The sequence below is a fragment of the Citrobacter sp. RHBSTW-00017 genome, assembly GCF_013797615.1.
GTDB classification, from domain to species: Bacteria; Pseudomonadota; Gammaproteobacteria; order Enterobacterales; family Enterobacteriaceae; genus Citrobacter; species Citrobacter braakii.
Window position 1 is genome coordinate 3,561,806 of record NZ_CP056899.1, and the last position, 20,026, is coordinate 3,581,831.

Genomic DNA, 20,026 nt, shown 5'->3' on the forward strand with positions numbered 1-20,026 from the left:
CTGTTTTTTATGCCGAAGGGCCTCTCTCCCATTGACACCCCATGACAGGCTGTTATTCTCCGCAGCCTGACTTTTCCCGCCCTTCAGAGCTTTGCAGAAATTGTTTTACAAAAATGGCGATGCATTCTGTGGCGTGGGGTGGGATGATAGCGCACTTCACAAGCGCATTCGGAGACATTTGTCCCGATATCGCCTCTGGTTCAGGTATACTAACAGACGTTTTTAACTCTTTTCACCCAGGGGGAACACTTGCAGGGTAAAGCACTCCAGGATTTTGTAATCGACAAAATTGATGACCTGAAAGGTCAAGACATCATCGCCTTAGACGTTCAGGGCAAATCCAGCATCACTGATTGCATGATTATCTGCACCGGTACATCCAGCCGTCACGTTATGTCTATTGCAGACCACGTGGTCCAGGAGTCCCGCACTGCTGGCCTGCTGCCGCTCGGCGTGGAAGGCGAGAATGTCGCTGACTGGATCGTCGTTGACCTCGGCGATGTGATTGTCCACGTGATGCAGGAAGAGAGTCGTCGCCTGTATGAACTGGAAAAACTCTGGAGTTAATGCGTGAAGCTGCAACTTGTCGCTGTGGGTACGAAAATGCCTGACTGGGTACAAACCGGATTTACCGAGTATCTCCGTCGGTTTCCGAAAGATATGCCCTTTGAGCTGATCGAAATCCCGGCAGGAAAGCGCGGCAAGAACGCGGACATTAAACGCATTCTCGACAAAGAGGGTGAGCAGATGCTGGCTGCCGCAGGCAAAAACCGCATCGTCACCCTTGATATCCCGGGTAAACCCTGGGACACGCCGCAGCTGGCGACCGAACTGGAGCGCTGGAAACTGGACGGTCGTGACGTCAGTCTGTTAATTGGCGGGCCGGAAGGTCTCTCTCCTGCCTGTAAAGCCGCAGCGGAACAAAGCTGGTCACTCTCTGCATTAACCCTTCCACACCCTCTTGTTCGGGTTCTGGTTGCGGAGAGTCTGTACAGGGCGTGGAGCATTACCACCAACCATCCTTATCACCGTGAGTGATCATTGATTCTTGAGTAGATTAAGCAGCGGATGAAACTACAGAATTCTTTTCGCGACTATTCGGCTGAGTCCGCGCTGTTTGTGCGCCGGGCGCTGGTCGCTTTTTTGGGGATTTTGCTGCTAACCGGCGTGCTGATCGCCAACCTTTATAATCTGCAAATCGTTCGCTTCACTGATTATCAGACCCGTTCGAACGAAAACCGCATCAAACTGGTGCCTATCGCGCCGAGTCGCGGCATCATTTATGACCGCAACGGAATTCCTCTCGCCCTTAACCGCACCATTTATCAGATAGAAATGATGCCGGAAAAGGTAGACAACATTCAGGATACCCTCGACGCGCTGCGTAACGTCGTAGACCTGACGGACGACGATATTGCTGCCTTTAAAAAAGAGCGCGCCCGTTCACACCGTTTCACCTCAATTCCGGTAAAAACCAACCTGACTGAAGTTCAGGTCGCACGCTTTGCCGTGAATCAATATCGCTTTCCTGGGGTCGAAGTTAAAGGCTATAAACGCCGCTATTACCCATACGGCTCTGCGCTGACCCACGTAATTGGCTACGTATCGAAGATCAACGATAAAGACGTAGACCGCCTGGACAAAGACGGCAAACTGGCTAACTACGCGGCAACGCATGACATCGGCAAGCTGGGTATTGAACGTTATTATGAGGACGTGCTTCACGGCCAAACCGGGTATGAAGAAGTTGAAGTGAACAACCGCGGCCGCGTCATTCGCCAGCTGAAAGAAGTAGCGCCGCAGGCCGGGCACGATATCTATCTCACCCTTGATTTGAAACTCCAGCAGTATATTGAAACGCTGCTGGCGGGCAGTCGTGCCGCCGTGGTGGTTACCGACCCGCGTACCGGTGGCGTTCTGGCGCTGGTATCTATGCCGAGCTATGACCCGAATCTGTTCGTGGATGGTATCTCCAGTAAAGATTACTCCGGGTTGCTCAATGACCCGAACACCCCCTTGGTTAACCGCGCCACACAGGGTGTTTACCCCCCTGCTTCGACGGTTAAACCTTACGTTGCGGTTTCTGCGTTAAGCGCAGGCGTCATCACCCGCAATACCGGCCTGTTCGATCCGGGCTGGTGGCAGCTACCGGGCTCTGAAAAACGTTACCGCGACTGGAAAAAGTGGGGGCACGGCCATCTGAACATCACCCGCTCACTGGAAGAGTCCGCGGATACGTTTTTCTATCAAATCGCCTATGATATGGGGATTGACCGGCTTTCAGAGTGGATGAGCAAATTTGGCTACGGCAAATATACGGGCATCGATCTTGCCGAAGAGCGCTCCGGCAATATGCCAACCCGCGAGTGGAAGCAAAAACGGTTTAAAAAGCCATGGTATCAGGGTGATACCATTCCCGTCGGCATCGGCCAGGGTTACTGGACAGCAACCCCAATCCAGATGAGTAAAGCGCTGATGATCCTTATCAACGACGGTTTGATAAAAGTCCCGCATCTGCTGATGAGCACGGCAGAAAACGGCAAGCAGGTGCCGTGGGTACAGCCACACGAACCACCCGTTGGCGATATTCATTCTGGTTACTGGGAAATCGCGAAAGACGGTATGTACGGTGTTGCGAACCGCCCTAACGGAACTGCGCATAAGTATTTTGCTGGCGCGCCTTACAAAATTGCGGCGAAATCCGGTACCGCGCAGGTCTTTGGCCTGAAAGCTAATGAAACCTATAACGCGCATAAGATCGCCGAGCGTTTACGTGACCACAAGCTGATGACGGCCTTCGCCCCCTATGATAAACCCCAGGTCGCTGTCGCCATGATCCTTGAAAACGGCGGTGCGGGTCCGGCGGTGGGTACCATTATGCGCCAGATCCTTGACCATATTATGTTGGGCGACAACAACACCAATCTGCCTGCGGAAAACCCAGCGGTTGCAGCAGCGGAGGACCAATAATCGTGACGGATAATCCGAACAAAAAAACATTCTGGGACAAAATCCACATCGATCCCACAATGTTGCTTATTTTGCTGGCTCTGCTGGTTTACAGCTCACTGGTCATCTGGAGCGCCAGCGGCCAGGATATTGGCATGATGGAGCGCAAAGTCGGCCAGATCGCAATGGGCCTGGTCATCATGGTAGTGATGGCGCAAATTCCCCCCCGGGTGTATGAGGGCTGGGCGCCCTATCTCTATATCTTTTGCATCATTCTGTTGGTGGCGGTAGACGCCTTCGGCGCCATTTCCAAAGGTGCGCAGCGCTGGCTGGATTTGGGTATCGTGCGTTTTCAGCCTTCTGAAATTGCCAAAATCGCCGTGCCGCTGATGGTTGCGCGCTTTATTAACCGTGACGTTTGCCCACCATCGCTAAAAAATACCGCCATTGCGCTGGTGCTGATTTTTATGCCCACGCTGCTGGTCGCCGCCCAACCAGACCTCGGCACTTCAATTCTGGTCGCCCTTTCCGGTCTGTTTGTCTTGTTCCTTTCTGGTTTGAGCTGGCGCTTAATCGGCGTTGCGGTGGTTCTGGTCGCGGCGTTTATCCCGATACTGTGGTTCTTCTTGATGCATGATTACCAGCGTCAGCGCGTCATGATGCTGCTCGACCCGGAAACCGATCCGCTGGGCGCGGGTTATCACATAATTCAGTCTAAAATTGCTATTGGCTCCGGCGGGTTACGCGGCAAAGGCTGGCTGCATGGTACACAATCGCAGCTTGAGTTTTTACCCGAACGCCACACCGACTTTATCTTTGCTGTCTTAGCGGAAGAGCTGGGTCTGGTGGGGATCTTGATTCTGTTGACGCTCTACATTTTGCTGATTATGCGCGGATTATGGATCGCTGCCCGCGCGCAAACTACCTTTGGTCGCGTCATGGCGGGTGGCTTAATGTTGATATTATTCGTTTATGTCTTCGTAAATATTGGTATGGTGAGCGGTATTCTGCCCGTGGTTGGGGTTCCACTCCCACTGGTCAGTTACGGAGGCTCGGCACTTATCGTGCTGATGGCCGGGTTCGGGATTGTTATGTCGATCCACACCCATAGAAAAATGTTGTCGAAAAGCGTGTAAGGGGTACGCAATGCGTAAGCAGTGGCTTGGTATCTGCATCGCAGCAGGAATGCTCGCGGCGTGTTCGAGTGATGATGGTCAGCAACAGGTTGCTGTCGCGCCGCAGCCTGCGGTGTGTAATGGTCCGATTGTTGAAATCAGCGGGGCCGATCCGCGCTTTGAACCCCTGAACCCAACGGCGAATCAGGACTACCAGCGTGATGGTAAAAGCTACAAAATCGTGCAGGATCCCTCCCGCTTTAGCCAGGCCGGACTTGCCGCTATCTATGATGCGGAACCAGGAAGCAACTTAACCGCGTCTGGCGAAGCGTTCGACCCGATGCAGCTGACCGCTGCGCATCCGACGCTGCCTGTCCCCAGCTATGCCAGAATTACCAATCTGGCGAACGGCAGGATGATCGTCGTGCGCATTAACGATCGCGGGCCTTATGGCAACGATCGCGTGATTTCACTTTCGCGCGCCGCAGCCGATCGTCTGAACACCTCCAACAACACTAAAGTGCGTATCGACCCAATCATCGTCGCCCAGGATGGTTCATTGTCCGGACCGGGTATGGCTTGTACCACGGTCGCGAAACAAACTTATGCCTTGCCTGCGCGTCCTGATTTAAGCGGTGGCGGCAATATGGGAAGCATGCCTTCGCCATCGGATGCAGGTCAGCCGCAAGGCGATATTCGTCCGATCAGCAATTCCACGCTGAAAAGCGATGACCCAACCGGTGCGCCAGTAAACAGCAGTGGATTCCTCGGTGCGCCAACCACGCTCGCATCAGGCGTGCTGGAAAGCAGCGAGCCGACTCCGGCGCCGCAATCGACAACCACCGCACCGGTCACGTCAACCGCGCCGGCAACAACACCAGCAGCCGTCACAGCCCCTGCGCCTGCGGCAACTGCCAACGGACGCTATGTGGTTCAGGTTGGCGCAGTCAGCGAGCAGTCGCGCGCGCAGCAGTATCAAAAGCGTTTAAGCCAGCAGTTTGGCGTTCCTGGCCGGGTGGTACAAAACGGCGCAGTCTGGCGTATCCAGATGGGGCCGTTTGCCAGCAAAGCTGAAGCCTCCACATTGCAGCAGCGTCTTCAATCCGAGGCGCAATTACAGTCCTTCATCACCGGCGTGTAATAACGTAAATCAGGTATCTGAACTGTCAGTTTCTGTAAATGACATTAACAAAGTCACGCGGAAAGTCAGATGCCTGCCAGTTATGCATTTGCTATAGTAGGGCACTTTTTTTAATTTCATCACGGACGTCGTAGTTCAGACCATGAAGACCACTTTTTCCGCTCGTTTCGTGCAGCGTATGGCGCTCACCGCGGCTCTCTGCGCAGCCTCTCTCTCTGCTGCCCATGCCGATGACCTGAATATTAAAACCATGATCCCGGGTGTTCCGCAGATCGATGCGGAGTCGTATATCCTGATTGATTACAATTCAGGTAAAGTTCTGGCAGAACAGAACGCAGACACTCGCCGCGACCCCGCCAGTCTGACCAAAATGATGACCAGCTACGTCATCGGCCAGGCGATGAAAGCCGGGAAATTCAAAGAAACCGATCTGGTCACCGTCGGCAATGACGCATGGGCTACGGGCAACCCGGTCTTCAAAGGTTCATCGCTGATGTTCCTCAAGCCTGGCATGCAGGTTCCTGTTTCTCAGCTGATCCGTGGTATTAACCTGCAATCCGGAAACGACGCGTGCGTGGCGATGGCAGACTTCGCAGCCGGTAGCCAGGATGCTTTCGTCGGCCTGATGAACAGCTATGTGAATGCGCTGGGCCTGAAAAACACCCACTTCCAGACCGTTCATGGTCTCGATGCTGACGGTCAGTACAGCTCGGCTCGCGACATGGCGATGATTGGTCAGGCTCTGATTCGCGACGTGCCTAACGAATACTCTATCTATAAAGAAAAAGAGTTCACCTTTAACGGCATTCGTCAGTTAAACCGTAACGGCCTGCTGTGGGATAACAGCCTGAATGTCGACGGTATCAAAACTGGTCACACCGATAAGGCTGGCTATAACCTCGTTGCATCCGCAACCGAAGGCCAGATGCGTCTGATCTCCGCCGTTATGGGTGGTCGCACCTATAAAGGCCGAGAAACAGAAAGTAAAAAACTGCTGACCTGGGGCTTTCGTTTCTTCGAAACCGTGAACCCGTTGAAAGTGGGTAAAGAATTTGCCTCAGAACCCGCCTGGTTTGGTAACACCGATCGTGCGTCGTTAGGCGTTGATAAAGACGTCTACCTGACCATTCCGCGCGGCCGCATGAAAGACCTGAAAGCCAGCTATGTGTTGAACACCACTGAACTGCACGCCCCGCTGCAGAAAAACCAGGTTGTCGGCACTATCAACTTCCAGTTGGATGGCAAAACCATTGAACAGCGCCCGCTGGTGGTGCTGCAGGAAATCCCTGAAGGCAACTTCTTTGGGAAAATCATTGATTACATTAAATTAATGTTCCATCACTGGTTTGGCTAAAAATCGAACACTTGAAAGTGTGATTTACGTCCCCATATACTAGGTATCCAGATAACTCCCACGCGCAGTGGGAGTTATTATTTTTTGATGTAACGCCGGAGCTGACATGAAAACCAAACTTAACGAACTGCTTGAATTCCCTACTCCATTTACTTACAAAGTAATGGGGCAGGCGTTGCCTGAGCTGGTTGATCAGGTGGTTGAAGTGGTACAGCGCCATGCGCCAGGTGATTACTCTCCGACGGTAAAACCGAGCAGCAAAGGCAACTACCACTCGGTCTCAATCACCATCACTGCTACACACATTGAGCAGGTTGAAACGCTGTACGAAGAATTAGGCAATATCGATATCGTACGCATGGTGCTGTAAAAACCTGTCGGTTACCCGCTGCATCCCCGCTCGGGTAACCCCTCCCCCCTGTGATATACTTTTCCCCTCTTTAACATTCTCTACGGAGATGCCGTTTTGTATCAGGTTAAAATTCTGGTCCGCCAGCTCGGTCTTCAACCTTACGAGCCAGTCTCTCTGGCCATGCATGAATTTACCGATACCCGTGATGAAAACAGTCATGATGAAATCTGGCTGGTAGAGCATTATCCTGTCTTCACCCAGGGTCAGGCAGGTAAAGCTGAGCACGTATTGATGCCGGGAGATATTCCGGTGATCCAGAGCGATCGTGGCGGTCAGGTGACCTACCACGGGCCAGGCCAACAGGTCATGTATGTGCTGTTGAACCTGAAGCGTCGTAAACTTGGCGTGCGCGAACTGGTTACGTTGCTGGAGCAAACCGTCGTGAATACCCTTGCGGAAATAGGCATTGACGCCCACCCGCGAGCCGATGCGCCTGGCGTATACGTGGGTGAGAAGAAAATCTGCTCTTTGGGATTACGTATCCGTAAAGGATGTTCATTTCACGGCTTAGCGCTCAACGTGGATATGGACTTGTCACCTTTCCTGCGAATCAATCCTTGCGGTTATGCCGGGATGGAGATGGCGAAAGTATCGCAGTGGGATAGCACGGCCACGACCGAGAGCATTCGCCCCCGCCTGCTGGCCAACATCTTCGCGCTGTTGGGTAACCCACCGCACGAGTACATTGCGGGCTGAAAATACGGTCATACTTTGCCACGGCATATGTTGTGGCAAATGGCACAAAACAACAACTATTTTACATTTTGCCAGCCTGTCAGGCTGCTTTCTGGCCCGTTTCAATGATATACTGCGTATCACTAATTCAAAAATAGTTGATAAATGCAACATTCCCTTGAATTGAAACGCTTTCCTTCGTAATTCGCAACTGGAACACGCAAGCTATGAGTAAACCCATTGTGATGGAACGCGGTGTTAAATACCGCGATGCCGATAAGATGGCTCTTATCCCGGTAAAAAATGTGGCAACAGAGCGTGAAGCCCTGCTGCGTAAACCGGAATGGATGAAAATAAAACTGCCAGCGGACTCCACTCGCATCCAGGGCATCAAAGCGGCAATGCGCAAAAATGGCCTGCACTCTGTCTGCGAAGAAGCTTCCTGCCCTAACCTGGCTGAATGTTTCAATCACGGAACAGCAACCTTTATGATCCTCGGCGCAATCTGTACTCGCCGTTGCCCATTCTGTGACGTTGCCCATGGCCGTCCGGTTGCTCCTGACGCCAACGAGCCGTTAAAACTGGCTCAGACGATTGCGGACATGGCGCTGCGCTATGTCGTGATTACCTCCGTTGACCGCGACGATCTGCGTGACGGCGGCGCTCAGCACTTTGCTGACTGCATCACCGCGATTCGTGAGAAAAGCCCGTCGATTAAAATCGAAACGCTGGTGCCTGACTTCCGTGGCCGTATGGATCGCGCGCTGGATATCCTCACAGCCACGCCGCCGGACGTGTTTAATCACAACCTCGAAAACGTACCGCGTATTTATCGTAATGTACGCCCTGGGGCTGACTACAACTGGTCGCTGAAGCTTCTGGAACGCTTCAAGGAAGCGCACCCGGAGATTCCGACCAAATCGGGTCTGATGGTGGGTCTGGGTGAAACCAATGCTGAAATCATTGAGGTTATGCGCGACCTGCGCAGCCATGGCGTGACCATGCTGACGCTGGGGCAGTATTTACAGCCAAGCCGCCATCACCTCCCGGTTCAACGCTATGTAAGCCCGGATGAGTTCGATGAGATGAAAGCAGAAGCCATGGCTATGGGCTTTACCCACGCTGCTTGCGGTCCATTCGTGCGCTCTTCATACCATGCTGACATGCAGGCCAAAGGGCTGGAAGTGAAGTAATCGTGTAATACTCACTTACATATCAGCAATAAAAAACCGGCAAATCGCCGGTTTTTTTTCATGCAGAGTTTGCAGTATTACTCTTTATGAGAAAGCTTCTCAGCCTGAACGCTACCATCAGCCTCTTTCTTGGCATCGGCATTATCGTCGTTCATTGCTTTCTTGAAGCCCTTGATTGCCGTCCCCAGGTCTCCACCCAGAGTACGTAACTTCTTGGTACCAAACAGCAGAACAACCAGTGCGGCAACCACCAGCAGTTTGGTAATACTAATCTCACCCATAGATACCTTCTTGACTTAAACCAGGCTACATAAAGCGCCATATTAACCTGAGAATATTAACGGCCTTTCGACGCGCGCACACAATAGCAATCTGTAACAAGGTGAATCAAGCCTTGTTTAAAAAAACGTCATAATAATTGCGGTGGCGCAAAGCGTCGGTTACTTAACACCGGAAGTTGTGCCCTGACCTGCCTGACCCGCTCGGCGGAAACCTCGGCCATAATGAGCGCGGGCGTTTCAGCCGCCGCCGCAATAGTCACGCCAAAGGGATCGATGACCCGGCTTTGGCCGATATTCTTGTTACCGCACTCTCCAGCCGCAACCAGATAACACGTGGCATCCAGCGCTCTTGCCGCCAAAAGCGTGGCCCAGTGATGCTCTTTTAACGATCCCCGCACCCAAGCCGCAGGTAAAACGAGAATCTCAGCCCCCTGCAACGCGTGCGCCAGCGCCAGCTCAGGGAAGCGCAGGTCATAGCAGGTCATTAGCCCTACTTTTAATCCGCCTACGTCCAGCAGCGGCGCTATGGCGTCCCCTGCATCGACATTACGTGACTCCTGAATCGAAAAGGCGTCATAGAGATGTAATTTAGCGTAATGGGCCACTACCCGACCAGCCCGTAGCGCCACCAGCATGTTAAATGCCCGACCTGGCACAGAGGGAACATGAATCGTCAGGATTGTCGTCATCTCATTTTGTGCGCTTTCTCGCAACAAATGCGTCAGAAACCCGCCTTCCAAAAGCTGAGCTGATTTCACTGACAGGTCAGGGTCTAAATCGTCACGCGCCAACAATGCCTCCGGTAATACCAGTAGCGACGCCCCATCTCCTGCAGCCTGAGACATCAGTAAGGCGCAGGTTTCTGCATTTTTTTCCCATGAAGGTCCCACGGCAAATTGCCCTGCTGCAACGAACATATTCCCTCCAGAAAACTTTGTTAGGCTCGCCAACAACAATTATTCAGCGTTACACTCACCCTCTATACAATCAAATAGCAGGATTACGCAGTGTTACAACTCCTTTTAGCAGTTTTTATCGGTGGTGGCACAGGTAGCGTAGCAAGATGGATGTTGAGTATGCGGTTTAACCCGCTGCATCAGGCCATTCCATTCGGTACGCTGGCTGCAAACTTACTTGGCGCATTTATCATTGGTATGGGTCTGGCATGGTTTAATCGCATGACAAATATTGACCCAATGTGGAAGGTGCTGATTACTACTGGCTTTTGCGGGGGACTGACAACGTTTTCCACTTTCTCTGCTGAGGTAGTGTTTTTACTGCAGGAAGGACGCTTTGGTTGGGCTATGGTGAATGTACTGGTTAATCTGTTGGGATCATTCGCGATGACCGCCCTGGCATTCTGGTTGGTATCTGCCTCTCCCGCACATTGAAGCGAAAAAAACCCGCAATTAAGCGGGTTTTGAATGCTTGCTGTCGTATGCTTACAGAGCGATTACGTTTGCAGCAGAAGGGCCTTTGGCACCGTTAGTGATTTCGAACTCTACACGCTGACCTTCAGCCAGAGTTTTAAAACCATTGGTCTGGATTGCAGAGAAGTGTACGAACACATCTTTGCTGCCATCTTCCGGAGTAATGAAACCGAATCCTTTGGACTCATTAAACCACTTAACGTTACCTTTAATCTTAGACATCAAAATTACCTTTACATGAAAAATAGACACAAATGCTGTGTCGGGTATCAGTACAACAATTGTGGTGCACTTTGTCCAGTCGAACTTTATCAAAAAGTGATAAATGTCGCGTTATTTTTCAGTTAAACTTCCTATCACTATGTTTTTAAAAGGCTTTCCAATAAACCACCTGACAATACAGGTAGTCCATCAAAACTGGAACCGCATCCACGCAAAGTAGACGTTGCCGTTGTTATACGTTCCAGGAATGTAGGTCATCTGAAACGTTGCCGGACCATAACCAATTGATGCCAGCGGTAACAGCACCGGTACCGGAATGTAGTTCCAGTTATCACGCGCGGTGAAACCGGCGGTAAAGCCGAGACCTGTATGGAAGTTTTCATCAGCCAGCGGTCGCCAGGTTTTTTCCCAGCCATAGCCGCCAATGGGTTCCCATTTATTGTAGGAATCCTTAAACGCCATGATATAAAGTCCGTGCCAGTTACCTTTATCATCCCAACGGGATTGACCAAATCCTGCACCCCACGGCCGTTCATTGTAGCGATCCGTTTTTTCTTTATCGTAGGCAAAACGCGCATGCCAGGTAATAGCAGGTACATACAGATCATAATGTTCCGGCTGCTGCCAGGTTTCACTGACATTATCTTTAAAAGTAGCAAACCAGCCTTTATCTTCAGCAGCAGCCTGGGAAGTGAAAGCTAACTGAATAAAAATAAATGAAAAAATGAGAAAATATCGTTTAGCGAAAATCACAACTTAATTACCATCCTGGGATTTATTATTAATTTTAGCAAACCCAACCTTAATGTCAGCTTAACAAAAATGCGCAAATAAAAAATCAGAATATTCCTCAGCCTATAACCTACCCCTTTATTTACTGAGCCATTTCATAGGAACTATTTTCTCTTTATTGCCAATAAATTGTGCTTTCCTGCGGCGAGAGTTAAATAACATCACAATAAATTAACAATAAAGCATCAATGTCACCACAAAACACACACACCAACGCTGCGCTTCACAGTTTTTTATTGTGATATTCTTTTTTTAATCGCGATGCTGAAAAAACGGCTTAGCCATCGCTTGAATCCGTATTTTTATTGATTTCAATCAGCAAGAGTTATCGGTTTATTAGGCACATTCTGTCACCACTTTTTACTTTTTTTAGTTTTTTAACTTTCTGGGCAGCAATGCGACAGGGGAAACAATGTTGACATTTATTGAACTCCTTATTGGAGTTGTGGTTATTGTGGGTGTAGCGCGCTACATCATTAAAGGTTATTCCGCGACAGGCGTACTGTTTGTCGGCGGTCTGGTTTTGCTGATAATCAGTGCGTTGATGGGCCATAAAGTTTTGCCGTCTAGCGCGGCAACGACGGGCTATACGGCAACAGACATTGTTGAATATATTAAAATTTTGCTGATGAGCCGTGGCGGCGATCTCGGCATGATGATTATGATGCTGTGTGGTTTTGCCGCCTACATGACGCATATTGGCGCGAATGATATGGTGGTTAAGCTGGCCTCTAAGCCGCTGCAGTATATCAATTCACCTTATCTGCTTATGATTGCCGCCTATTTTGTCGCCTGCCTGATGTCCCTGGCGGTCTCTTCAGCAACCGGTCTGGGCGTATTGCTGATGGCGACATTGTTCCCGGTCATGGTCAACGTTGGGATTAGCCGTGGCGCCGCAGCGGCCATTTGCGCCTCCCCAGCCGCTATTATTCTTTCGCCAACATCCGGTGATGTAGTGCTGGCTGCAAAAGCCGCGGAAATGCCGCTGATCGATTTCGCGTTTAAAACCACGCTACCAATTTCCATTGCCGCCATCATTGCTATGGCGATTGCCCACTTTTTCTGGCAGCGTTATCTGGATAAAAAAGAGAACATTTCTCATGAAATGTTAGATGTGGCTGAAATTACCACTACCGCCCCGTCGTTTTACGCCATCTTGCCATTTACCCCGATCGTTGGTGTCCTGATTTTCGATGGAAAATGGAGCCCACAGCTGCATATCATTACGATTCTGGTGCTGTGCATGCTCATCGCTGCTGTACTGGAGTTCGTACGAGGATTCAACACCCAGAAGGTTTTCTCGGGTCTGGAAGTCGCCTACCGTGGTATGGCGGATGCCTTTGCTAACGTGGTGATGCTGTTAGTCGCGGCGGGCGTTTTTGCCCAGGGTCTGAGCACAATCGGCTTTATTCAGAGTCTGATTTCTATCGCCACCTCGTTTGGCTCCGCGAGCATTATTCTGATGCTGGTACTGGTGATCCTGACTATGCTGGCAGCAATGACCACGGGGTCCGGTAACGCACCGTTCTATGCCTTCGTTGAGATGATCCCGAAACTGGCGCACTCTTCTGGCATTAACCCGGCTTACCTTGCTATCCCGATGCTGCAGGCATCAAACCTTGGACGCACAATCTCTCCGGTCTCCGGTGTGGTTGTCGCTGTCGCAGGGATGGCAAAGATCTCTCCGTTCGAAGTAGTGAAACGTACCTCGGTTCCGGTTCTGGTTGGACTGCTGGTTGTGATTATCGCAACTGAAGTGATGGTGCCGGCGACGTCCGCCCTGATTGGCGGTTAACAATAACTGTCAGTATCTGACCTTGATACGCAAAATCATTTAAGCAGCATCAAGGCGGCAAGTGAAGACATCCCCAGTACCATAGATAATTATGTGACTGGGGTTTCTTCACGCAGCCCACAAAGAGGCAGCTTCAAGGATGACGCGAATTAGCCGCCGTGATAAATACGCTGCGGCCTCCCCACCTTACCATGAATAATCTCCGCAATAATCAAATGACGGCTGGCACAGTACTCCAGGTAGCGCCTGGAGGTGGTACGGCTGATAGTGAGCGCCTGGGCGATCGTTTCCGCAGTATGATGTACCGTCGGATCGGCAAATAATTTCAACACCGCATTCAGCGTTAACGCATCAATTCCGGTCGGCAAATCACCTTTCGGTTCGCCGCGCGCATAAGCATTAAACATTTCATCAATCTGCTTTTGACTGGCGCTGTCATTACCGGCCAACATGCGTCTGCGCTGTTGATAACGCGTCAGCGTCTGCCCCAGGCGCTCGTAGGCAATGGGTTTGACCAGATAATCAAACGCGCCGCTGCGCACGGCCTCGGAGACCGTTTCCATGTCGCTGGCCGCCGTGGTAAACACCACGCCGCCCGGATAACGCGTCTGGGTTAGCTCATGCAACAACGTAATTCCCTTGCCGTCCGGCAAGTAGTTATCGAGCAGAATCAAACCGGGCTTAAAACGCTCAATCATCATCCTCGCTTGCGCAAGATTACCCGCCAGCCAAATCTGGCTGAAGCCGGGTATATGGCGGATATATTCAGCATGCATTTCCGCCAGTAGCGTTTCATCCTCAACGATCAATAGCGTTAATGGTTCCGTCATTATTTTTTTTCACTTTCGGAAGAAATAAAGAAAATAAGGTGCCGCAGGGGGAGTTATCTTCGAGTGTAATCACCCCGTTACAGCGCCTCACATAACTTGCAATCAGATACAAACCGATGCCATGTTCACCTGGTTCATCGGTACGGGTGCTCACACCCTGTTCAAATATTTTTTCACGCAATGCTTCCGGTACACCGCATCCCTGATCGGCAACTTCGATGATCACGTCATCCCCTTCATCACTCAAATAGAGTTCGACGATCTTGTTGCCTTGCTGGGTGCGCAAGCTCGCTTCAAATGCATTATCAAGCAGATTGCCAACAATTGCTGCAAACTCTGTGCTATCCAGCCCCTCAGGGAGTTGATGCAGTTGACTGCCAGGAACGATAGTCATAGTGAGGCCCAGTTCACGCGCACGCTGCACCTTGCCAAACAACAGACCGGCTACCTGACGATCGGCAAACGCGCCGCGCAGACTGTCAATCAGTTGCTGTTGCGCCTGCGACTCCCCCTGCACCATTGCCAGCACCCGGTCATACTCTTTCATTTGCAGCAGGCCATTAATGGTCGACATCCAGTTAAGGTGTTCATGACGCAGCGTTCTCAGGCTCTCTACATACTGTTTGATCTGCGTTAATTGCGCATTAAGAGTAGCAATTTCATCTTTACTACGAAAACTGATGATTGCCCCAAGCAGTTCATCGCCGGAGCGAATCGCCTCACGGTTAGCGATAACGCTCAGGCCATTAAAGTTCACCATCGCGTCCTGTCGTTTTTCCGCAATCTGCTGGGTGAAAAAGTCAGTCGGCTGAACCACCTCACTAACCGGTTTTCCAAGCCACTTTCGTCCAGGCGAAGACAGCCCCAGCATTTTCCTCGCGCTGCGGTTTATTGCGGTGATATACCCATCAGGGTCCACGGCGATCAAACCTTCATATACCGAGCTGAATAGCGCTTCCTGCTGACGCACTACCCGCGCGATTTGCTTAGGCTCCATCCCCAACATCTGTCGGCGAATATGAGCGGCAAATAACCAGGAGAGCAGCATAAGTACCAGCAACAGCAGGATAAACACCCCTGCCATTGGGAGTAAAAAGTCCGATCGCCAGCTATCGATTTTACTGATCAGATAGCCAATTGAGACCACGCCAATGATTTTGCCATCGTCATCAAAGATGGGCGTTTTGGCGCGCATCGCCATCCCAATCGACCCTTTGCCGGTAATAAAGTAACTTTCCCCTCTTTCCAGCGCGCCGGGTTTGGTGAACTGCATCGGGTAGCCAATTTTTTCCGGATTTGGGTGGTAAAGGCGGACAGAGTTGGTATCCCCGATCACCACATAGTCGAAGTCAGTCCCGCTCTGCAGTTTGTCGGCAATGGTCGCCAGACGCTTGTAATCACGATGCTTCACCGCCGCGATGATACTGTCGTTAGAGGCGATGATTTTGGCCTGGTTCATCGCCATATCGCGGACATGCGTTGCCAGATAATCTTCAAAACTGGCGGTAAAGTATTGTGCTAACGCGGCGATAATAAAAACAGAAACGACCAAAATAAGCAGAAAGATACGCAATGGAAACGCCAGACTGCGAAAAAAAGGAAACCGTGTTTTATTTTTCTGCTCTGCCATATTTCTTCCTCAGCGACGATACCCGAAACTTATTTCTCATTGTAGTTGTAATAAAAATGTTTTATTTGCAAGTCGCGGTATAAAACAGGATCGTTGCAGATTCCCCACCTTAAATCAATTAAACAAATTAAAACCACACGCTATTTCGGAGTTAAATTAATTAAAAAACTTAAAACCATAAAACACATTAAAACCTTCTAACTTATTGTGAAATAAATCAAAAATTACCTCCAAAATACTCCTTACGATGTATGCAGCAGGGAAAAAAAGAAATACTCCGTAATAAAAAAACATTCCCTTCAATTGCAAACAAGAAGTTATCAGGTTGCTAAACAGAGCAACAAAAACAGAAACCCAGTAACAAATATAGCATCGGGGCTCTATTCACTATGTTCGGTAATAATATATTCACGCAAGTTAAACGCTCAGAAAATAAAAAGATGGCGGCTATCGCGCAATTTCTGAAAGAGAATGATTTGAGCGTTGATACAACTGTCGAAGTATTTATCACCGTCACCCGTGATGACCGCCTGATTGCCTGCGGCGGCATTGCCGGCAATATCATAAAGTGCGTCGCCATCTGCGAATCCGTAAGGGGTGAAGGCTTAGCGCTGACGCTGGCGACCGAGTTAATCAACCTCGCCTATGAGCGCCACTGTACGCACCTCTTCATCTATACCAAAACCGAGTACGAGTCGCTGTTTAAGCAGTGCGGCTTTTCTACGCTAACCAGCGTTCCCGGCATTATGGTGCTGATGGAAAACAGCACCACACGTCTGAAACGCTACGCTGAATCACTGGCGAAACAGCGCCATGAAGGGAAAAAAATTGGTTGTATCGTCATGAACGCCAACCCCTTCACCAACGGACATCGTTTTCTGATCCAACAAGCAGCCGCGCAATGTGACTGGCTGCATCTGTTTTTGGTGAAAGAAGATACCTCGCGTTTTCCGTATGAAGACCGACTGGATCTGGTGCTTAAAGGGACAAAAGACATTCCACGTTTAACCGTTCATCGCGGTTCGGAATACATCATTTCCCGCGCCACATTCCCGTGCTACTTCATCAAAGAGCAGAGCGTTATTAACCACTGCTATACCGAAATAGACCTGAAAATCTTCCGCCAGTATCTGGCCCCGGCTCTCGGCGTCACGCACCGCTTCGTCGGTACCGAGCCGTATTGCACCGTCACCTCCCAGTACAACAACGATATGCGCTACTGGCTGGAGACCCCAACGCTTCCCGCCCCACCGATTGAACTGGTGGAAATTGAGCGGCTGTGCTTCCAGGAGATGCCGATTTCTGCCTCCTGGGTGCGCAAGCTGCTGGTTAAAAAAGATCTCACGGCTATCGCATCCCTGGTCCCTGACGCCACGCTGCACTATCTGCAAAGCATGGTTGAGCGGGCCTCATCGGGTGCGGCAGTCCGCCAAAATACCCCCGCATTAGCAACAGGTGAAAAATGAAAATAAACCAGGCAGCCGTCGCAGGCACACTCGAGTCCGGTGATGTGATGATTCGCATCGCCCCACTCGATTCGCAGGATATTGACCTGCAGGTTAACAGTAGCGTCGAAAAGCAGTTCGGTGATGCCATCAGGGCCACCATTCTGGAGGTTCTGTCCCGCTACAACGTACGCGGCGTGCAATTAAATGTTGATGATAAAGGCGCACTGGACTGCATTTTACGTGCGCGACTGGAAGCACTACTGGCCCGCGCTGGCGGTATTCCTGCACTGCCATGGGAGGATTGCCAGTGATTAGTGAATCTTTGCAGCAACGTAAACCCCGTACCCGCCGCAGCATGCTGTTCGTACCGGGCGCCAATGCCGCCATGGTCAGCAACTCGTTCATCTATCCGGCAGATGCGCTGATGTTCGACCTGGAAGACTCCGTCGCGCTGCGCGAGAAAGATACTGCTCGCCGTATGGTGTACCACGCGCTGCAGCATCCGCTGTATCACGACGTTGAAACTATCGTGCGCGTAAACGCCCTCGACTCCGAATGGGGCATTAACGATCTCGAAGCCGTGGTACGCGGCGGCGCTGACATCGTGCGTTTACCGAAGACCGATACCGCGCAGGACGTCATCGACATCGAAAGCGAAATCCTGCGTATCGAGAAAGCCTGTGGCCGTGAGCCCGGCAGTACCGGTCTGTTAGCTGCCATCGAATCGCCGTTAGGCATTACCCGCGCGGTAGAAATTGCCCACGCTTCCGAGCGCCTGATCGGTATTGCACTGGGTGCGGAAGATTATGTGCGTAACCTGCGTACTGAGCGCTCTCCGGAAGGGACTGAACTGCTGTTTGCCCGCTGCTCTATTTTGCAGGCGGCACGCTCTGCCGGCATTCAGGCGTTCGACACCGTTTATTCCGATGCCAACAACGAAGCGGGTTTCCTGCATGAAGCCGCACACATCAAGCAACTGGGTTTTGACGGTAAGTCGCTCATCAACCCGCGCCAGATCGAGCTCCTGCACAACCTGTACGCGCCGACACGCAAAGAGCTGGCTCACGCGCGCCTGGTCGTGGAAGCCGCTGAAGCCGCCGCTCGCGAAGGCCGTGGCGTAGTTTCCCTGAACGGCAAAATGGTCGACAGCCCGGTTATCGAGCGCGCCCTTCTGGTTATCTCCCGTGCAGAACTTTCCGGCATTCGCGAAGAATAAGGCAAAAAAATGACGCAGAAAATCGAACAGTCTCAACGCCAGGATCGCGTGGCGACCTGGAGCCGTCATGCAGAAAGTGAGCTTTCCGCTTATCAGAGCACCGCAAAAGTAGAATTACAGGCGCAAAAACCGCGCGACAAGAAGCTGTGCGCTAACCTGGAAGACGCCATTCGTCGTTCAGGTTTACAGGATGGCATGACCATCTCTTTCCACCACGCTTTTCGCGGTGGCGATCTGACGATTAACCTGGTGATGGACGCCATCGCCAGAATGGGCTTTAAAAATCTGACGCTGGCCTCCAGCTCCCTGAGCGACTGCCATGCTCCGCTGGTTGAGCACATCCGTCAGGGCGTGGTCAGCCGTATTTACACCTCCGGGCTGCGTGGCCCGCTGGCGGAAGAGATCTCCCGTGGCCTGCTGGCCGAGCCTGTGCAGGTCCACTCCCATGGCGGCCGTGTACACCTGGTGCAAAGTGGCGAACTCAGCATTGATGTGGCGTTCCTCGGCGTACCGTCCTGTGACCAGTTTGGTAACGCTAACGGCTATACCGGTAAAGCGTGCTGTGGTTCACTGGGCTATGCCCGCGTCGATGCCGAAAATGCAAAACAGGTTGTCCTGCTGACTGAACAACTGCTGACCTATCCGCATAACCCGGCCAGCATTACGCAGGATCAGGTGGATCTGATTGTACAGATCGATCAGGTCGGCGATGCGGACAAAATCGGTGCTGATGCGACACGCATGACCACCAACCCGCGAGAACTGTTAATCGCCCGTAGCGCGGCAGACGTCATTGCTAACTCCGGTTACTTCAATGAAGGCTTCTCACTGCAGACAGGAACCGGCGGCGCTTCTCTGGCCGTTACTCGTTTCCTGGAAGACAAGATGCGCAGCCGCGATATCCGTGCTGACTTCGCCCTTGGCGGCATCACCGCTACCATCGTTGACCTGCACGAAAAAGGCCTGATTCGCAAACTGCTGGACGTACAGAGCTTTGACCGTAACGCGGCTGAGTCGCTGGCCCGCAATCCAAACCACATTGAGATCAGTGCCAACCAATATGCCAACTGGGGCTCAAAAGGCGCCTCCGTCGATCGTCTGGACGTCGTGGTGCTGAGTGCGCTGGAAGTTGATACCAGCTTCAACGTTAACGTACTGACCGGTTCTGACGGCGTACTGCGCGGCGCATCCGGCGGTCACTGCGATACTGCGGTTGCCGCTGCGCTTTCCATCATTGTCGCTCCGCTGGTTCGCGGACGCATCCCGACGCTGGTTGATAACGTCCTGACCTGCGTAACCCCGGGCTCTAGCGTAGACATCCTAGTCACTGACCACGGTATCGCCGTTAACCCTGCGCGTCCGGAACTGGCTGAACGTCTGAAAGAAGCCGGTATGAAAGTGGTGTCCATTGAATGGCTGCGCGAACGTGCACAGCAGCTCACCGGTCAGCCACGCGCTATCGAATTCACCGACCGCGTGATTGCCGTTGTGCGTTACCGCGATGGCTCGGTGATTGACGTTGTGCATCAGGTGAAGGAATAAG

21 protein-coding genes are annotated in these 20,026 nt (G+C 51.6%); 15 read left to right on the forward strand and 6 right to left on the reverse strand.

The features are described 5' to 3' along the window. Positions 1–249: 249 nt before the first annotated feature. The 9 genes from rsfS to lipA all read left to right on the forward strand — a co-directional run bounded on the left by rsfS (position 250) and on the right by lipA (position 8,839). A complete protein-coding gene (gene rsfS, locus HV037_RS17345) occupies positions 250–567 on the forward strand; it encodes a ribosome silencing factor (protein WP_003022728.1) in 318 nt (105 codons plus the stop codon). A 3-nt stretch (positions 568–570) separates the two neighbouring features. Next, on the forward strand, positions 571–1,038 hold the full coding sequence (gene rlmH, locus HV037_RS17350; protein WP_003022725.1) for a 23S rRNA (pseudouridine(1915)-N(3))-methyltransferase RlmH: 468 nt from the start codon (positions 571–573) through the stop codon (positions 1,036–1,038). Positions 1,039–1,068: 30 nt separating this feature from the next. Further along, complete coding sequence (mrdA, locus tag HV037_RS17355; protein WP_016152233.1) at positions 1,069–2,970, forward strand: peptidoglycan DD-transpeptidase MrdA; 1,902 nt, start codon at positions 1,069–1,071, stop codon at positions 2,968–2,970. 2 nt (positions 2,971–2,972) lie between these two features. Beyond that, positions 2,973–4,085, forward strand: a complete 1,113-nt coding sequence (mrdB, locus tag HV037_RS17360; RefSeq protein ID WP_006685529.1) for a peptidoglycan glycosyltransferase MrdB — start codon at positions 2,973–2,975, stop codon at positions 4,083–4,085. A gap of 10 nt (positions 4,086–4,095) precedes the next feature. Next, entirely contained in the window at positions 4,096–5,205 is a 1,110-nt protein-coding gene (rlpA, locus tag HV037_RS17365; protein ID WP_046274587.1) for an endolytic peptidoglycan transglycosylase RlpA, read from the forward strand. A 142-nt stretch (positions 5,206–5,347) separates the two neighbouring features. Further along, complete coding sequence (dacA, locus tag HV037_RS17370; RefSeq protein WP_003022711.1) at positions 5,348–6,559, forward strand: D-alanyl-D-alanine carboxypeptidase DacA; 1,212 nt, start codon at positions 5,348–5,350, stop codon at positions 6,557–6,559. Positions 6,560–6,665: 106 nt separating this feature from the next. Then, positions 6,666–6,929: a DUF493 family protein YbeD gene (gene ybeD, locus HV037_RS17375; protein WP_003022706.1), complete on the forward strand. Its 264-nt coding sequence runs from the start codon at positions 6,666–6,668 to the stop codon at positions 6,927–6,929. 96 nt (positions 6,930–7,025) lie between these two features. After that, complete coding sequence (gene lipB, locus HV037_RS17380) at positions 7,026–7,667, forward strand: lipoyl(octanoyl) transferase LipB (protein ID WP_181500118.1); 642 nt, start codon at positions 7,026–7,028, stop codon at positions 7,665–7,667. 206 nt (positions 7,668–7,873) lie between these two features. Then, positions 7,874–8,839: a lipoyl synthase gene (gene lipA / locus HV037_RS17385; RefSeq protein ID WP_003022702.1), complete on the forward strand. Its 966-nt coding sequence runs from the start codon at positions 7,874–7,876 to the stop codon at positions 8,837–8,839. A 77-nt stretch (positions 8,840–8,916) separates the two neighbouring features. Here lipA and tatE read toward each other — a convergent pair whose 3' ends face one another. Both tatE and HV037_RS17395 read right to left on the reverse strand, forming a co-directional pair. Continuing rightward, on the reverse strand, positions 8,917–9,120 hold the full coding sequence (tatE, locus tag HV037_RS17390) for a twin-arginine translocase subunit TatE (RefSeq protein ID WP_016152230.1): 204 nt from the start codon (positions 9,118–9,120) through the stop codon (positions 8,917–8,919). Between the two features lie 128 nt (positions 9,121–9,248). After that, on the reverse strand, positions 9,249–10,037 hold the full coding sequence (locus tag HV037_RS17395; protein WP_046274586.1) for a deaminated glutathione amidase: 789 nt from the start codon (positions 10,035–10,037) through the stop codon (positions 9,249–9,251). A 90-nt stretch (positions 10,038–10,127) separates the two neighbouring features. Between HV037_RS17395 and crcB the strand changes: the two genes are divergently transcribed. Then, the gene (gene crcB / locus HV037_RS17400; RefSeq protein ID WP_003831281.1) at positions 10,128–10,511 is read left to right on the forward strand and encodes a fluoride efflux transporter CrcB; all 384 of its coding nucleotides are present in this window, start codon (positions 10,128–10,130) and stop codon (positions 10,509–10,511) included. A 51-nt stretch (positions 10,512–10,562) separates the two neighbouring features. Here crcB and cspE read toward each other — a convergent pair whose 3' ends face one another. Both cspE and pagP read right to left on the reverse strand, forming a co-directional pair. Continuing rightward, positions 10,563–10,772 carry a transcription antiterminator/RNA stability regulator CspE gene (gene cspE / locus HV037_RS17405; RefSeq protein WP_000034825.1) on the reverse strand — a complete coding sequence of 70 codons (210 nt, stop codon included), beginning with the start codon at positions 10,770–10,772 and terminating at the stop codon, positions 10,563–10,565. Between the two features lie 189 nt (positions 10,773–10,961). After that, complete coding sequence (pagP, locus tag HV037_RS17410; RefSeq protein ID WP_016155963.1) at positions 10,962–11,525, reverse strand: lipid IV(A) palmitoyltransferase PagP; 564 nt, start codon at positions 11,523–11,525, stop codon at positions 10,962–10,964. A 451-nt stretch (positions 11,526–11,976) separates the two neighbouring features. Here pagP and dcuC point away from each other — a divergent pair, with 451 nt between their 5' ends. Then, a complete protein-coding gene (gene dcuC / locus HV037_RS17415; RefSeq protein ID WP_103283616.1) occupies positions 11,977–13,359 on the forward strand; it encodes an anaerobic C4-dicarboxylate transporter DcuC in 1,383 nt (460 codons plus the stop codon). A gap of 149 nt (positions 13,360–13,508) precedes the next feature. On the opposite strand, the gene dpiA is transcribed toward dcuC, so the two are convergent. Both dpiA and dpiB read right to left on the reverse strand, forming a co-directional pair. Next, positions 13,509–14,189, reverse strand: a complete 681-nt coding sequence (gene dpiA, locus HV037_RS17420) for a two-component response regulator DpiA (protein ID WP_016152226.1) — start codon at positions 14,187–14,189, stop codon at positions 13,509–13,511. Continuing rightward, positions 14,158–15,819 (reverse strand): sensor histidine kinase DpiB, encoded by a 1,662-nt coding sequence (gene dpiB, locus HV037_RS17425; RefSeq protein WP_046274583.1) that lies wholly within the window; start codon positions 15,817–15,819, stop codon positions 14,158–14,160. The genes dpiA and dpiB overlap by 32 nt, the downstream gene beginning before the upstream one ends. Before the next feature lie 389 nt (positions 15,820–16,208). Here dpiB and citC point away from each other — a divergent pair, with 389 nt between their 5' ends. From citC to citF, 4 genes are read left to right on the forward strand one after another with little or no spacing between them, the layout of a single operon-like run. Then, positions 16,209–17,285: a [citrate (pro-3S)-lyase] ligase gene (gene citC / locus HV037_RS17430; RefSeq protein ID WP_016152224.1), complete on the forward strand. Its 1,077-nt coding sequence runs from the start codon at positions 16,209–16,211 to the stop codon at positions 17,283–17,285. Then, on the forward strand, positions 17,282–17,578 hold the full coding sequence (gene citD, locus HV037_RS17435) for a citrate lyase acyl carrier protein (RefSeq protein ID WP_094760679.1): 297 nt from the start codon (positions 17,282–17,284) through the stop codon (positions 17,576–17,578). Before citC ends, citD begins: the two co-directional genes overlap by 4 nt. Continuing rightward, on the forward strand, positions 17,575–18,483 hold the full coding sequence (locus tag HV037_RS17440) for an aldolase/citrate lyase family protein (protein WP_016152223.1): 909 nt from the start codon (positions 17,575–17,577) through the stop codon (positions 18,481–18,483). Before citD ends, HV037_RS17440 begins: the two co-directional genes overlap by 4 nt. Before the next feature lie 9 nt (positions 18,484–18,492). Beyond that, a complete protein-coding gene (citF, locus tag HV037_RS17445; protein ID WP_016152222.1) occupies positions 18,493–20,025 on the forward strand; it encodes a citrate lyase subunit alpha in 1,533 nt (510 codons plus the stop codon). Position 20,026 lies beyond the last annotated feature (1 nt).